Raw genomic sequence first — 13,028 nt, 5'->3', positions numbered from 1 at the left:
TCACAATGGCAAAACCAGATATCGACACATTCATGGCCGAGTGGAACAAGACTCATGGACATCTCGAAATGCCCGGGGCCTTGTTGATGAAATACGGTCCCGAGGACTACGTCGGCGCCACGATTGCGGTAAGGGGCACGTTGTATTTCAAAGGTTCGCACACCCTCGAAGGGCGCGAGGCCTTATGCAAGTGTTTCGATGCCTACCGCGCTGTGGCGGAGGACCATTTGAAATGGCTGTGGCGCGACGAGCCGCCCTCAGGCCCGGACAAATACGCCTACGCCAAAGCGCCCGAACTCCGCGCGATGGTCAAGAAAATGGACGAGGACGACCATTTCGGATTCACCTATACGGGCGGCGAAAAACCGCATGACGCCAGTCCTTGGCTGTTCAGCACGTTCGGTCGCCGGGCATGGCAGGCGCGAATGGGGACGTGGGGGCCAGACTCATTGATTTTCTCTGTTCCCAAAGAGGTCGTCGAAGAAAATCCGACGCTGTTTCAAAAGCTCTTCGTCGATTTTTGCAGGCTTCTCAATGCGGAGCACGGGCACGGCGGGTTCGCGTTGAATCTTTCGGCGGTGCGGGTGGAGCCCAACGAGCCGACCGAGGCTTTCATGGTTCCAAAAATGGCCGGGCTCGACGCCGGGTCCGGCCACATGATCGGCGGCCTGCCCGGAAGGGATGTCGAGCATCATTTGGTCACGGTGGGCTGGCTGACCGCGATCAACCATGCCATGGTGGAGAAGGCGGGCGGGCTTTTCACTTTGCGATCCGAATTGCCCGCCAGCTGGTTTGCGAAATACGACTATGGCGGCGGCATCGTCATCCAAGCCGGGCCTGAGCCGGAAATTGCCCCGGTCGAGCTTGATCCCAAACCTTCAATATACGTATTGCCCGCGATGGCGTTGAGGGACGTCAGGTTGATGGCCGACCTCTCCCTGCACTACGGTTCAAAAGATGGGGAGCCGAGGCTCACCGGTCTTGCCGCGAAAGAATGGCTCACTCGCTTCGACGTGCCCGACGAAGAATTGATGCGCTACAAGACCAAGCTTCTCAATGAGCCGAAGTTGACGAAGGAAACGACGCTTCCTGGCGCGCTTTGAACCGTGAGGGTTTGATGGCATCTGGACGTGCAAGCGGGGCGGCGGCTTGACGCCCAAAGACTTCGCGCGCCTCTGTCGACCTGTGCGTTTGCTAGCTGAGTTGACCCTGTCAGTTTGACCCGCCCGCCATACCCTCGCGAACGCCGCGACCCGGTCATAAGATCCTTCAAAGCCCAACTCCCTCAGTTCTTCATGAAGCTGCTTTAAAGTGCGCCGCTGCTTGCGTGATTTGGCCGCCTCGGTCTTTAATAGTCCAGAAAGCTGGAATGCGTACTTGTCGATTGCGCTGGGCGAGCGCCTGTCCGCATAGGAAGGCTCTGTGGTTTCCGAGCGTAGATAGCGTCGGACGGTGTTTCTTGAAATGCCAAGGCGTCTGGCGATTTCTGTTAGTGGGACCTGGTCACGAATGTGCCAGCGTCGAATAATTCCTAGTAATGCCACGTCGATCACTCCAATTCCCCACTCAATGTCATGAGCAGGATTGTGTCTTAAACGTGGGTCAGTTTCGTGTGCAAATTATGCGGCAAAGTGGGTCAGTTTTCGGTGCAAATCAACATCGAGGTCGACTTCTCGCTGCCTTCTGGACGGGTGATCCGGTCGCTCGACAGGATCATCGAATGGCGAGGCAAGCCACTGGTCATTCGTTGCGATAACGGCCCAGAGTACATCAGCGCCGTGACGCTGGCCTGGGCCGCCAGGCGCGGCATCCGCATTGACTTCATCCAGCCCGGACAGCCGCAGCAGAACGCCTATGTCGAGCGCTATAACCGCACGGTGCGCTACGATTGGCTGGCCCATCACTTGTTCGACACGCTCGATGAGATACAAGATTTTGCAACCCGATGGCTATGGACTTACAATCACGACCGGCCGAACATGGCACTTGGTGGCATCACCCCAAAACAGAAGCTTGCCTTGGCCGCTTAACCTCTACTTTTAGCGCGCTCTAAAAATGGGAGGATTACCAGGTTTTGTGTCGAGAACCAGTTCAAAGAAGTCGACGCCGCAGATGGCCACCATGGACTTGCGCGAGGAGTGGATACAGAGTTGTGCGGCCTTGGTGAGAATCATGGCGCATGCAGCACTAGGAACTCCCGCCATTCCTTGCTGGCGCCGTGCTTGGCCACGTAGCGCGAACGTGTGGCAGGGTCGGCTGAGTTCCAAAATGGCAAAAACAGCCAGTCAAACCAGTGCTCCATGGCGCCTTGCAGGCTTCCCAAGGCAAGCGGATCGGCCTCGGGAAACACGACCCAAGGGGGAGGCGGGGCGAGGTCCAATGCGTCTATTTTTTTCAGCAGCGGGATGGAATTGGTGACGATGACCACCACCGCTCCGCCGAACTCGGGCCGCGAAGAAAAGTGCAGCGAAAGGCTGCCTTTTTTTGCCGGACCCTCCTGAAACGTGGCATGGCTGGGCAAGTCAAATTCAGAGCCCACCGTTTGGACCACGCGCGCGGCGTCAGGTTCGGAAACCATGAATTCCAACCGATAAGCGAAGATGTTTTTTTCGCCCAAAAACACCTTTGCGGGGTAGTTCGCAAGGTCTTGCGCCGGGTCCAACGCGGACTGCGGATAAGCTTGCGCCATCTCGTCAATGGGCTTTGAACCGCCGAGGACGGCGCCGATGCGTTTGAAAATATTCACTGGCCGCTCAGTTCTTGTCGATGTGGTCGGCGACCCAATCGGCGCCGAAGTAGCCGGCCGTGCCGACGATGATTCCGCCGACCAGACCGGTGAGGATGGCGCCGGGCCCAGTTTCGATGCCCAACGCCGCGCCAGCGGCGCCGCCTATCTTGAATCCCGCGATCGCGCCGCCCCACCCGCCCGCTTGGCGGATCACCTCGGCGGAGATCGGCTTGACGCTTTTGGCTTTGAATGATTTTTCCGTCGCCTGCTCCAAATCATAAGCGGTCAGGACGATGCCGAGCACTTGGACCACGCGTCCAGCTCCGTTGGCTATCTTGGCGACTTTGAGGGAGTTTGCGTTGAAGATCGCTTTGGCAGGCACCTTCTCGCCGTGGATAAGCACTTCCTTGTCGAAGTCCTGCACATACTTTGCGATCTTCTCGATCCGTCTGGCCAGGTGGGGATTCTTCGCTTTGTATTGCGCCAAGGACTCGAGGATCTCTTGGGTGGAAACCAGACGCGCGCCGGAAGCCTTGGCCTTGGCGATGTCGATGTAGACCGATCTTCCATCGAAACGCGGGGACCCCTCAGGAAAGATCGAGCTGGACGACACGTAAGAGGACTGGTGGTTGCCCATGACATGCTCGGCGACCGTTGGCGGAGCGCCCCATTGTTTGGGCATCAGCCCATACGTCTCGGGATGGGTCTGACTCAGTTGGGCCAGCGGGGCCAGTTTCATGGTCGACAAATAGGGGCTGGTGGGGGAGGCATAGACTTTCCTGACCAAGAAGCCGTCTTTGCCCACCTCGTCGACCACGATGAAAAAGAACGCCCGCGCCGGCATGTGGTGGCTGGACACCCCGCGGCGCGATCCTGCTTTGTCGTTGGTCGGCGTTTTGAATTCGAAGCTCATTGCCATTTCTCCATCGCGAGCGCTCCGGTCAGGATCGAGAGCGATTGAACATTCTCGGTATGCACCCGCTCGCAGCAACCGTCAGCGTCGGTCAGGCCTTTGTAGACGGTCCCGGATTCGTCGGTCATGTGGTAGGGCATGTTTGCTATGGGGGCGCCGTCCTGGTCGAGCACTCGCACTTGCTCGTCAAATTTGCCCTTGTCCTCTACTTTGGCGGCCCTTTGGGCGGCGCCTGCGATGATGGCTGCGAGCGCCGCGCTCGCGGCCGGCGCGGCTGGAGTCGCGGCGGCTGCTGGCGCAGCGCCGCCACCGTATTCAATGGTGTCGGTGATTTGCGACGCGATCAACGTGGCGCCGCATGAGGTCTTATGCCATCAACGGCGACGTTGATGCCCATCATGGTTGTGGTTGCCGCGCCTTCAGCGATGACGATCGTGCCGGGGCACTTGGGCAATGGACTTTGTGGCCCACGCCGGCGGCTGGCTTGCCATGGATGATTAAAAACAGATGGCCTTCAAGCACCGTGCCCCAGTGGGAGGTGCGGTCCCCCTGCCTGATGATGGCTCTTTCGCCCATAACAAGACCCCGGTTGTATCCGAAATCAAATGTTATCATTTAATGAACCTAGGCCGCGCTTCAACTTCGCACGCGCGGTAACCGTGTCAATTTTGCTGCTCATCGCATCGCGCCAAAAAATGTTTCTCCCCGCATCGCAGTGAACGCATGACAGTGAAATCAGCGAACTCGACCGGATAGATAGGTACGGAAAAAGTACCGAAAAGTACGTAAGACTTTAGCGCATGACGGCGCGCGTCACCGCACATCGATCAAGCTTTCTCCTATAAGAGGCATGTCCAGGGTGGTGCTATAATGTCCACTCGGACTGCGGTCACACTGCAGGGGTCGCAAGTTCGAAACTTGCAGTTCCCACCAAGAATACGTTGTCGATCGAGGGCTCGCAAGAAATTGCGGGCCCTTTTTTCATGCTCAAAAACTTCTTCCTGATACGTTATCGCGCCTTTCGCGAAGTGCTGGCGTGCCTAGGCATGGGCCTGCGCGATATCCGCCACGACGGCCTGTGGTGGCGCTCGGCGCTGTGCAGCACGGCCGCGGTCGGCCTATGGTTCGGGCTGTACTACCATTTCGGCACGTTTTTCCTGCAAGTGAGCGGTGTCATCTCGCTTGTTTCGGTGGCCGGCTTGATGGGGTTGGGCGTGCTCGATTTCGGCCCGGGCATGGCGTCGGCTCCGGCCAGCCTGTCGCATATGGGCAGCTTGCACGGGCTGGGCGGCTTGGCCCAGAGCCTGATGTCCATCGCCCAGGTGGCGCTGGTCGCGCTGGCCTTGGCCAGCGTCGTCTACGTGCTGGTATTCGTCGCCGGCGTGCTGGGCACCTTGCAGTTGCCGGCACGCTGGCAGTTGCTGCCGCGCGCACAGCGCGTGGTGGCGCGCCGCTATCCGCGGTGGCAGCCAACCGTGCCGGTGCGGCGCGCGCCGATGACGGCTTGGGACCTGGGCCGGCGCATCCTCGGGCTGCTGGCCCTGTTTGTCCCGGTTTGGAGCATGTTCGTGCTGCTGCGCCTGCTAATCACCTTCAATATGCATTGGATGTACGGGCCGGCGGCCGAAGGGGTGGTGGCGGACCAACAGCGACGCGACTTGGCGACGGCGCAAAGATCCGCCATTTTCATGCTCGGTGTTCTGCTGTTCATGGCGATGGTGGTGCCGGTGCTGAATCTGCTTGTGCCAGCGTTGCTCTGCACCAGCATTTGCCACCTGCAACGGCGCGGCTGGACGGGCCAGACCGGGTCCAACGCCGCGACGGAAGATGGGCTCGTCCCCCAACCCAGACCCTAGGGCGCCTCGTCCGGCACGAACGGACGGCAATCGACCGGCAGGTCGATCAAAAACGTTGTTCCCTGTTCCGATGAGCTGTCGACCGCCACGCTGCCGCCGTGGCTCTCCGCCACCGACTGCACGAACGGCAGGCCGATACCCCATCCGCGCTGATCGCGCGCGCTATCCTGGCGCCACAGGTACTGGAAAATGCGCGTCCGATGTTCCGCCGGGATGGGATTGCCCGTGTTGTGCACGGACAGCATCATCCGGCCGTGGGCGCCAGCGACCTTGATGGTCACTTCCGCGCCGTCGCCGTATTTCATCGCATTTGCGACCAGATTTTCCAACGCCCTGCGCAACGATTTCTCACACCAGTAGCCGACCAGGGGCGACCCGCCCACCGAGCATTTACCGTCGCTCACATTGGCATCCGCGCACACTTGCTTGGCGAGCTCAAGGAGATCGAAGCGGGACAGGTCGAGCGGAACGGTCTCGCCCTTGTGAAAACTCAGGACGTCGAGCAGTTCCTCGATCATTCCGCTCAGGCGCCGGCCGCTATCGAGGATTTTTCCTGCCAGGCCTTGCGCTTTCTCCGCCGGCGGACCGAGCGTCAACACGTGGGCGCCGTTGACGATCACCGACAGCGGATTGCGCATATCGTGCGACAGCGACGCGGCGACGCGCTGGCGCATCGAGTCGTGCATCGCGGTGAATTTCTTGACCGCCTCGCGGACGGCGCAGTCGATCGAGGCATTGACGATGCCCCATTCGGCGCGGCTCAGCGTGACCCCCTGGGCGTCCGCCACCCGCGAAAAAACGTCCCGAAAAATCTGATACTCGTGGATGATCTGATCGGGCCCGTAGGACGTCATCCTGGCGCGTTCGTTGCCGTGCGCCGCCGCGATGTCGTTGTTGCTGGTGGCGTGCTGGCGTGGATGGTCCGGGCTTAGCGCCTCCGCAATGTTGTCGTAAAAAACAGGAAGTGTATTGATGAGTATCGGGCGCAGGACGTGCTTGGCGCCGGCGACCACGCGCCGGACTTCGCTTTCCCATTCGGCGAAGACAAGATCCCGCATCCCGAGGATTTGCCGCGACAATCGAGATAAATCCTGTTCGCTGGTAGCTTGATCCGACGCTTGCATCAGTGGAACCTTTTTCGTTGGGAATGCCGGAGAGCGGTGGCGCATCCCTCCCGCTGCGGCGACGGGCGATAACGGTAGCGTTGCTGCGACCGCGGCCGTATGCCGTGGAAGCATCCATTCCCTTATGATACGATAAAAAGTCACTGTAGAGGCCGCTCGCGGGGCTGGATCTCGCGTCGAAAGCGGGTCGGCCGACGCGCGCCGACATTGGGCTGCCCGAACGAGCGCAGTTGGCCGACAGCGGTTTTTTTGAGCGCCAGCGATGGAGCAGCATCTTTTGCGCAGCGATTTCGGCCTCGGCCGGATTTTGCGCAGCTGGGTGGTTATGGCGCGCCGACGCCAAATGTCGTCGTGCTTGTGCTGGGGGGCGTCAGCTAGCGCAGCAGCGACTTTCGGCGGAAGCCGGGTCCTGTCAGCACTCGTACCGCAACTTGGCGATCCACGCCCGCCTGCTGCATGAAATCGAGTGCTGGACCTATACCCTCCAAGCGGGCAATGTTAAGCGCCTGTTCGACTTGGTGGGTCGTGTCGGAATTTTTCCTCATTTCTGGCTGAGTAGTAACCGTCGATTGATCGTTTTTCATCGTACCTCCCGGTTGGATACACCTTCCCAGATATGATCGGCCGCGTATGTTAGGTATCGCACGTTAATCGCCGCGCACACGTAACTAGTTGCTCAGCGGTGATGAGTGTTACCGGATCTGCGTGAGGGCTCGCCGGCCGCTCAAGGTCAGGTTAGTTAGTGAACAGCTTGAGGAGGGACGGCAGCAACTGCGCAATGAAAATCGCAGAGACCACCCGCAGGATGATCGCGTTCTTCGCTTCAGCAATTTCAGCCTTGGTGGAGGCCCGCAAGTCTGCGATATCAACCTTGGTGCAGGCGCGCAACCCTGCAATATAAGCCTTAGTGGCAGCGTATTCGACCAATCTGATCGTAAAAAGTTCCTTTCTGCCGAAAATGCAGCGTCAACACAGGGCGGGTCCGACTGCCGTGCTTAGCGCGCCGGCGGGGCGCTGATGCCGGCGTCGCTCTGCACCACCGCTTTCATGGTGCCGTCCGCGTTGTATTGAAGGTGCTCGACAGTGACCGCGCGGCGCCCGATCGCGCCGTTCATGTCGCCGATCGCCAGGGTGGCGTTGTGCAGGAACAGATACCAATTGTCCTTGAACTGGACGATGCCTGGGTGGATCGTAAAGCTGTACTTCCCCGAGCCGGTCAGCAGGCCGCGATAGGTCCACGGGCCGGTGATCGAAGGCGCCGTCGAATACGACACATGCTCGTCGCGCTGCGTGGCGCGGTCCAGCGAGGCATAGGTCAGGTAATAGAGCTTGCCGCGCTTGTGCAGCCACGGGCCTTCCTCGAAGTGCGGCGGTGTGATTTCCTGGATCGGCCCGTCGATCTCCACCATGTTGGGTTTGAGCTTGGCGATGTAGCACTGGCGGTTGCCCCACGCCAGCCACGTGGTGCCGTCGTCGTCGGTGAACACGGTGGGATCGATGTCTTCCCAGCTGTGCGTGCCCTTGGGCGTCATCTCGTTGGTCACCAGCGCCGAGCCGCGGGCGTCGACGAACGGGCCGGTGGGCTTGTCCGATACCGCCACCGCGATCGCCTTGCCCGGATTGGTGGCGTCATGCTCGACGGCGGCATAGAAGTAGAATTTGCCGTTCTTCTCGATGGTTTGGGACGCCCAGGCGTCGGCCTTGGCCCACTTAAAATCCTTCACGTTCATGATGGGCGCATGGCTGGTCCACGTGCGCATGTCCTTGGTCGAGTACACCAGCCACTCGCGCATGTTGAACATCTCGTCGCGCTGCGCCTCGTCGTGCCCCACGTACAGGTACAACGTGTCGCCGACCACCAGCGGCGCGGGATCCGCGGTGAATTTGTCGCGGATGATGGGATTCGAACCGGCGGCCGCGCCGGTGGCTGCTTGGGCCGCCAGCGCCAGCGCGGCGCACAGCACGCACCTCGCCATCCAGCCCCGGCTTCCTCGCGGGCCCGCTTTATCTGTCTTCTGCATCGATGTCTCCACTATTTTTGTTTGCACAAAACCATGTTCCGAAAGCGTCAATCATTCCCTAACACTAAATGATATGCGCTACCATTGGCGTGCTTTTATGGTAACTGTGGTGGTGTACGAAGTCCAACAATATTTCCCGGATGGCCGATCGCGCTGCCGGGAACCCATACGGAGACGACAATGACCTTGGTAAAACAATTAAAAATTCGGGCATGCGCGGGCGCGGCGGTGGCGGCGATTCTGGCCGGCGCGCTGGCCGGCACCGCGCTTGCGGGCGAGGACGTCATGACGCCCATTCCCGTGCCGGCCCAGCCGGACGCGATCACGCTCGACACGGGTGTCCTTCCTGGCGCGACGGCGCCGGAAAGCTGGCATCGCCAATACGGCAGCGTATTTGCACGCAACGTCACGGTCGCCACGCTGACGCCGTTCCTGCCGCCGGCGGCGAAGGCCACCGGCGCCGCCGTCATCGTCGCGCCCGGCGGCGGGTTCCGCACGTTGTCGATGGATAACGAAGGCTGGGCGGTGGCCAAGGCGTTGGCCGACAAGGGCGTGGCCGCGTTCGTGCTGAAGTACCGCCTGAACCAGACGCCGGCGGACATGGCCGGCTTCGAGCGCTCGATGGCGGAAATGTTTTCGGCCACGGCCAAGCGGCCGCCGGCCCCGCAAGACCCCGCCGTCGCCTACGCGCCGCAGATCGACGACGCCCGCGCCGCGTTCGCGCTGGTGCGTGCGCGCGCCAAGGGCTGGCATGTCGACCCCGACCGTGTCGGCATGCTCGGCTTCTCCGCTGGCGCGATGCTGACCATGTCGACCGCGTTGCACGGGCAGGACGCCAAGCCCGCGTTCATCGCCAACATCTACGGCCCGCTATCGGCGGTGGCGGCCGTGCGGGCCGACGCGCCGCCGCTGTTCGTCGCGCTGGCGGCCGACGATCCGTTCTTCGCCAACGCCGGCTACGGCCTGATCGACAGCTGGCGCGCCGCCAAGCGCCCGGTGGAGTTCCATCTGTACGAGCAAGGCGGCCATGGCTTCGGCATGTATCCGAAGACCACCACCAGTACCGGATGGTTCGACGGGTTTACGCGCTGGCTGGGCATGCACGGCTATCTGAAGCCGCGTTGAAAAGTGCCGGGCGTGGCCGCCTGACCACAGTCGGCCCGGCCGCAGTCGACGGCCAACCCAATGTTAGCGCCTCTCATTTTATCGATAACGCTCTATGGGAGGCGCGCGCTGCCATACCGCTTTAGGTATCGCAGCCGCATAAAAAGTTATTGGTTATTCGATAAGCAGGTGGCTACATTCAGTTTGTGAGTAAGTCAATTTCATGTTTTACTAAACAACAATTTGCCTGGGAGGTGACCAACGACGACACCAGCAGTAAGGAAGCAGGGCGGCCAAGCCGACCGTCCGCACCACGACACACTAAAAAAAATAGATGGAGACCAAATGAAATCACCATGTCAACGCAGCTTGATGAACCTCGCCGTCGCCGGGGCCTGTGCAATGTTCGCCATGCCCGGCCAAGCCCAGCAGACGCCAAAAGAAACGGAAACTCCTGTTAGCGCTATCACGCCCGAGCCCGCTGCGGCGGCGCCGGAAAACACGGTGGTCGTTTCCGGCTCGCGCATCGCCGCGCGCGGTTTCAACCAGCCGACACCGACCACCAGCCTGACCAGCGCCGATCTCGACAAGGCGGCCAAGCCGAACCTGTTCGAGACGCTGACCGAGCTGCCGGCGCTGCAGGGCAGCACGGGCCGCACGGTCAACACCTTCAGCACCTCGAGCGGCTTGCAGGGCTTGTCGTCGCTGTCGCTGCGCGGCCTCGGCACCAACCGCACCCTGACCTTGCTCGACGGCCAGCGCGTGGTCGGCGCCAACGTCACCGGCGTGACCGACGTCAGCCAATTTCCGCAATTGCTGGTCAAGCGTGTCGACGTGGTCACCGGCGGCGCATCGGCGTCCTACGGTTCGGACGCCATCGGCGGCGTGGTCAACTTCATCACCGACAAGAAATTCAGCGGCTTCAAGGCCCACGTCGGCGGCGGCATGACCACCTACGGCGACGACAGGAACGGCACCGTGCAGGCGGCCTGGGGCAAGGCCTTCGCCGGCGACCGCCTGCACGTGACCGTCAGCGGCGAGTTCACCAAGCAGGGCGGCATCGATTCGCCCGGCTTCGGCGAAGTCGGTCCGAACGGCCGCGACTGGTACAAGAATCCGGCCCTGCAGGAGTCGACCAGGGCCATGCAGGCCGCCGGCCTGCCGCGCTACACCAGCATCCTGCACGCGCAGCACGTGCAGTACGCCAAATACGGCCTGGTCACCGGCGGCGCGCTGCGCGGCACGGCGTTCGCGGCCGACGGCACGCCGTATCCGTTCCAGTACGGCGACAATTGCGTCGGCAACTTCTGCGTCGGCGGCGACCTGTCGGGCAGCGTCGGCGCCGGCACCAACCTGGCGATGAACTTCAAGCGCAAGGTGGCCTACAGCCGCGTGTCGTGGGACCTGGACGCGGACAACGAAATCTACGTCACCGGCAACTGGGCCGAAGTGACGTCGGTGTTCTCGCCGAGCCCGGGCGCGGCCAAGCAGGGCAACCTCGCCATCAAGTGCGACAACGCCTTCCTGCCGGCCTCGGTGGCGGCCGGTTGCGCGTCGGGCTATCCGGGCGGCACCATGCCGGTTGGCACCGCCAACGCGCAATTCCCCGACCTGATCAACGTCCATCCGACGCGCACCCAGCGCCGCGTCGTGGTTGGCGCCATCGGCAAGTTCGGCCTGTTCGGCAAGGAATGGTCGTACGACGCCTACGCCGAGCACGGCGAGAACACCACCGTGCTGCGGGTGCAGGACATCACGCTCAATCCGCGCTACAACTTCGCCATCGACGGCGTGCGCGATGCCGCCAGCGGCCAGATCGTCTGCCGCAGCGCGGCGGCGCGCGCGGCCGGCTGCCTGCCGATCAACATCTTCGGCAACAACCCGATCGACGCCGCCACCTGGAACTACATCGCGCCGTCCAACGGGCCGCGTCAACATACCGATTCGAGTCAAAATGTTGTTAGCGCTAACATAAACGGCACGGTAGTCGACGGCTGGGCCGGCCCGGTCTCGATGGCGTTCGGCGCCGAGTGGCGGCGCGAGAAGTACTCGGTCTACGGCGATCCTTATGGCGCCGGCGTGGCCTACGAGTCGCCGTACAGCAGCAGCTATCCGCAGGACCCGACCTTGTCGGCCACCGGCGACAACTGGTTCGCGGGGAACTATCACAACGGCAAGGGGTCGTTCAACGTCAAGGAAGCGTATGTCGAGTTCAACATCCCGTTCCTGAAGTCCGCCACCTGGGGCGAGGCCAATTTGAACCTGGCCGACCGCGAGGAGAAGTACAGCACGGCCGGCAAGGCGCGCGCGTGGAAGCTCGGCGCCACCTGGCAGACGCCGATCGACGGCCTGCGCCTACGCGCGGTGAGTTCGGCCGACGTGCGCGCGCCCAACCTGAGCGAACTGTTCGCCGCCACCACGGTCACCAACCAGGCGGTCAACAACAACCAGGGCTCGTCGATCCAGATCCAGCAGCGCAACGTCGGCAACCCGGATCTGAAACCGGAGCGCGCCCGCAACAATTCGTTCGGCGTGGTCCTGAGCCAGCCGAGCTGGGCGCGTAACTTCAACCTGTCGATCGACTACTACGACATCAAGGTCAATAACGTGATCAACTCGCTGAGCGCGCAGCAGGAGGTCGACCTGTGCTACGCCGGCTTCCAGCAGGTGTGCGCGGCCGTCTCGATCAACGGGCCAGCCGGCACCAACTTCGTGCAGGCGCAAAGCTTCAATTTCGCGTCGCTGCACACGCGCGGCATCGACTTCGAGGCCGCCTACCGCGCCAACCTGAACGACTACGGCGTGCCCGGCACGATCACGTTGCGCGGGCTGGCCAGCCGCATGATCCACTCGATCTCGGACCCGGGCCTGCCAGGGACGACGCCGAGCGAGGGGGCGGGCAACATGTTCGGCAGCACGCCGAAGTGGAAAGCGCTGCTGCAGCAGTCCTGGGATTACGGCAAGATCGGCCTGACGTTGTCGCAGCGCTGGATTAGCGCCGGCGTGTACAACAACGAGTACATCGAGTGCCGCAGCAACTGTCCGCTGCCCACGGCGGCGCACCCGACCATCGCCGACAACCACATCCCGGGCGCGTTCTACGTCGATGTCGGTGCGACCTACAAGTTCTCGCCGCAAATCACCGTCTACGGCAAGATCGACAACCTGGCCGACCGCGCCCCGGTGTTGCTGCCGCAGACCAACCTGAGCTACGGCATCAACCCGGCCATCTATGACGTGGTGGGCCGCACCTATCGCGCCGGCGTGCGGATGGCGTTCTAA

12 protein-coding genes and 2 pseudogenes are annotated in these 13,028 nt (G+C 61.9%); 5 read left to right on the top strand and 9 right to left on the bottom strand.

Going from position 1 to position 13,028, the window contains the following annotated elements; all coding sequences use genetic code 11:
• Positions 1 to 5: 5 nt before the first annotated feature.
• Entirely contained in the window at positions 6 to 1,103 is a 1,098-nt protein-coding gene (locus BMX85_RS14950) for a type VI immunity family protein (protein ID WP_218147338.1), read from the top strand.
• Positions 1,104 to 1,178: 75 nt separating this feature from the next.
• Here the strand turns inward: BMX85_RS14950 and BMX85_RS14945 are convergent.
• Positions 1,179 to 1,553, bottom strand: a pseudogene (locus tag BMX85_RS14945) (helix-turn-helix domain-containing protein); the annotation flags it as partial.
• A 99-nt stretch (positions 1,554 to 1,652) separates the two neighbouring features.
• Between BMX85_RS14945 and BMX85_RS14940 the strand changes: the two are divergent.
• Positions 1,653 to 2,030, top strand: a pseudogene (locus BMX85_RS14940) (integrase core domain-containing protein); the annotation flags it as partial.
• A gap of 140 nt (positions 2,031 to 2,170) precedes the next feature.
• On the opposite strand, the gene BMX85_RS14935 reads toward BMX85_RS14940, so the two are convergent.
• Genes BMX85_RS14935 through BMX85_RS31010 form a run of 4 tightly spaced genes read right to left on the bottom strand, consistent with a single transcriptional unit; the run spans position 2,171 to position 4,217 of the window.
• Positions 2,171 to 2,746: a hypothetical protein gene (locus tag BMX85_RS14935; protein ID WP_090319362.1), complete on the bottom strand. Its 576-nt coding sequence runs from the start codon at positions 2,744 to 2,746 to the stop codon at positions 2,171 to 2,173.
• Between the two features lie 7 nt (positions 2,747 to 2,753).
• Positions 2,754 to 3,641 carry a glycine zipper family protein gene (locus tag BMX85_RS14930; protein ID WP_229210469.1) on the bottom strand — a complete coding sequence of 296 codons (888 nt, stop codon included), beginning with the start codon at positions 3,639 to 3,641 and terminating at the stop codon, positions 2,754 to 2,756.
• On the bottom strand, positions 3,638 to 3,988 hold the full coding sequence (locus BMX85_RS31015; protein ID WP_229210468.1) for a hypothetical protein: 351 nt from the start codon (positions 3,986 to 3,988) through the stop codon (positions 3,638 to 3,640). The genes BMX85_RS14930 and BMX85_RS31015 overlap by 4 nt, the downstream gene beginning before the upstream one ends.
• 49 nt (positions 3,989 to 4,037) lie before the next feature.
• The gene (locus tag BMX85_RS31010; RefSeq protein WP_229210505.1) at positions 4,038 to 4,217 is read right to left on the bottom strand and encodes a PAAR domain-containing protein; all 180 of its coding nucleotides are present in this window, start codon (positions 4,215 to 4,217) and stop codon (positions 4,038 to 4,040) included.
• A 407-nt stretch (positions 4,218 to 4,624) separates the two neighbouring features.
• On the opposite strand from BMX85_RS31010, the gene BMX85_RS14920 reads away from it, so the two are divergent.
• Positions 4,625 to 5,497, top strand: a complete 873-nt coding sequence (locus BMX85_RS14920) for a hypothetical protein (RefSeq protein ID WP_143067983.1) — start codon at positions 4,625 to 4,627, stop codon at positions 5,495 to 5,497.
• Here BMX85_RS14920 and BMX85_RS14915 read toward each other — a convergent pair.
• The 4 genes from BMX85_RS14915 to BMX85_RS14905 form a co-directional block, all read right to left on the bottom strand.
• Positions 5,494 to 6,621, bottom strand: coding sequence for a sensor histidine kinase (locus BMX85_RS14915; protein WP_177196762.1), 1,128 nt, complete (start codon positions 6,619 to 6,621; stop codon positions 5,494 to 5,496). The two genes, BMX85_RS14920 and BMX85_RS14915, sit on opposite strands and share 4 nt — an antisense overlap.
• A 374-nt stretch (positions 6,622 to 6,995) precedes the next feature.
• Positions 6,996 to 7,205: a hypothetical protein gene (locus tag BMX85_RS30110; RefSeq protein WP_143067982.1), complete on the bottom strand. Its 210-nt coding sequence runs from the start codon at positions 7,203 to 7,205 to the stop codon at positions 6,996 to 6,998.
• Between the two features lie 151 nt (positions 7,206 to 7,356).
• Positions 7,357 to 7,548 (bottom strand): hypothetical protein, encoded by a 192-nt coding sequence (locus BMX85_RS14910; protein WP_090319350.1) that lies wholly within the window; start codon positions 7,546 to 7,548, stop codon positions 7,357 to 7,359.
• A gap of 68 nt (positions 7,549 to 7,616) precedes the next feature.
• Positions 7,617 to 8,642, bottom strand: a complete 1,026-nt coding sequence (locus tag BMX85_RS14905) for a glycoside hydrolase family 43 protein (RefSeq protein ID WP_229210467.1) — start codon at positions 8,640 to 8,642, stop codon at positions 7,617 to 7,619.
• 180 nt (positions 8,643 to 8,822) lie between these two features.
• Here BMX85_RS14905 and BMX85_RS14900 point away from each other — a divergent pair, with 180 nt between their 5' ends.
• The gene (locus BMX85_RS14900; RefSeq protein WP_090319344.1) at positions 8,823 to 9,767 is read left to right on the top strand and encodes an alpha/beta hydrolase; all 945 of its coding nucleotides are present in this window, start codon (positions 8,823 to 8,825) and stop codon (positions 9,765 to 9,767) included.
• Positions 9,768 to 10,091: 324 nt separating this feature from the next.
• The gene (locus tag BMX85_RS14895; protein WP_229210466.1) at positions 10,092 to 13,028 is read left to right on the top strand and encodes a TonB-dependent receptor plug domain-containing protein; all 2,937 of its coding nucleotides are present in this window, start codon (positions 10,092 to 10,094) and stop codon (positions 13,026 to 13,028) included.

It is taken from the genome of Duganella sp. CF517 (assembly GCF_900110275.1).
Taxonomy (GTDB): Bacteria; Pseudomonadota; Gammaproteobacteria; order Burkholderiales; family Burkholderiaceae_D; genus Rugamonas.
This window is presented reverse-complemented; position numbering and strand designations above follow the sequence as displayed.

Excerpts from the sequence above, each read along its gene's own strand:
- BMX85_RS14930 (WP_229210469.1), bottom strand. The coding sequence starts at position 3,641 with ATGAGCTTCGAATTCAAAACGCCGACCAACGACAAAGCAGGATCGCGC.
- BMX85_RS14915 (WP_177196762.1), bottom strand. The coding sequence starts at position 6,621 with ATGCAAGCGTCGGATCAAGCTACCAGCGAACAGGATTTATCTCGATTG.
- BMX85_RS14920 (WP_143067983.1), top strand. The coding sequence starts at position 4,625 with ATGCTCAAAAACTTCTTCCTGATACGTTATCGCGCCTTTCGCGAAGTG.
- BMX85_RS14950 (WP_218147338.1), top strand. The coding sequence starts at position 6 with ATGGCAAAACCAGATATCGACACATTCATGGCCGAGTGGAACAAGACT.
- BMX85_RS31010 (WP_229210505.1), bottom strand. The coding sequence starts at position 4,217 with ATGGGCGAAAGAGCCATCATCAGGCAGGGGGACCGCACCTCCCACTGG.
- BMX85_RS14900 (WP_090319344.1), top strand. The coding sequence starts at position 8,823 with ATGACCTTGGTAAAACAATTAAAAATTCGGGCATGCGCGGGCGCGGCG.
- BMX85_RS30110 (WP_143067982.1), bottom strand. The coding sequence starts at position 7,205 with ATGAAAAACGATCAATCGACGGTTACTACTCAGCCAGAAATGAGGAAA.
- BMX85_RS14895 (WP_229210466.1), top strand. The coding sequence starts at position 10,092 with ATGAAATCACCATGTCAACGCAGCTTGATGAACCTCGCCGTCGCCGGG.
- BMX85_RS14905 (WP_229210467.1), bottom strand. The coding sequence starts at position 8,642 with ATGCAGAAGACAGATAAAGCGGGCCCGCGAGGAAGCCGGGGCTGGATG.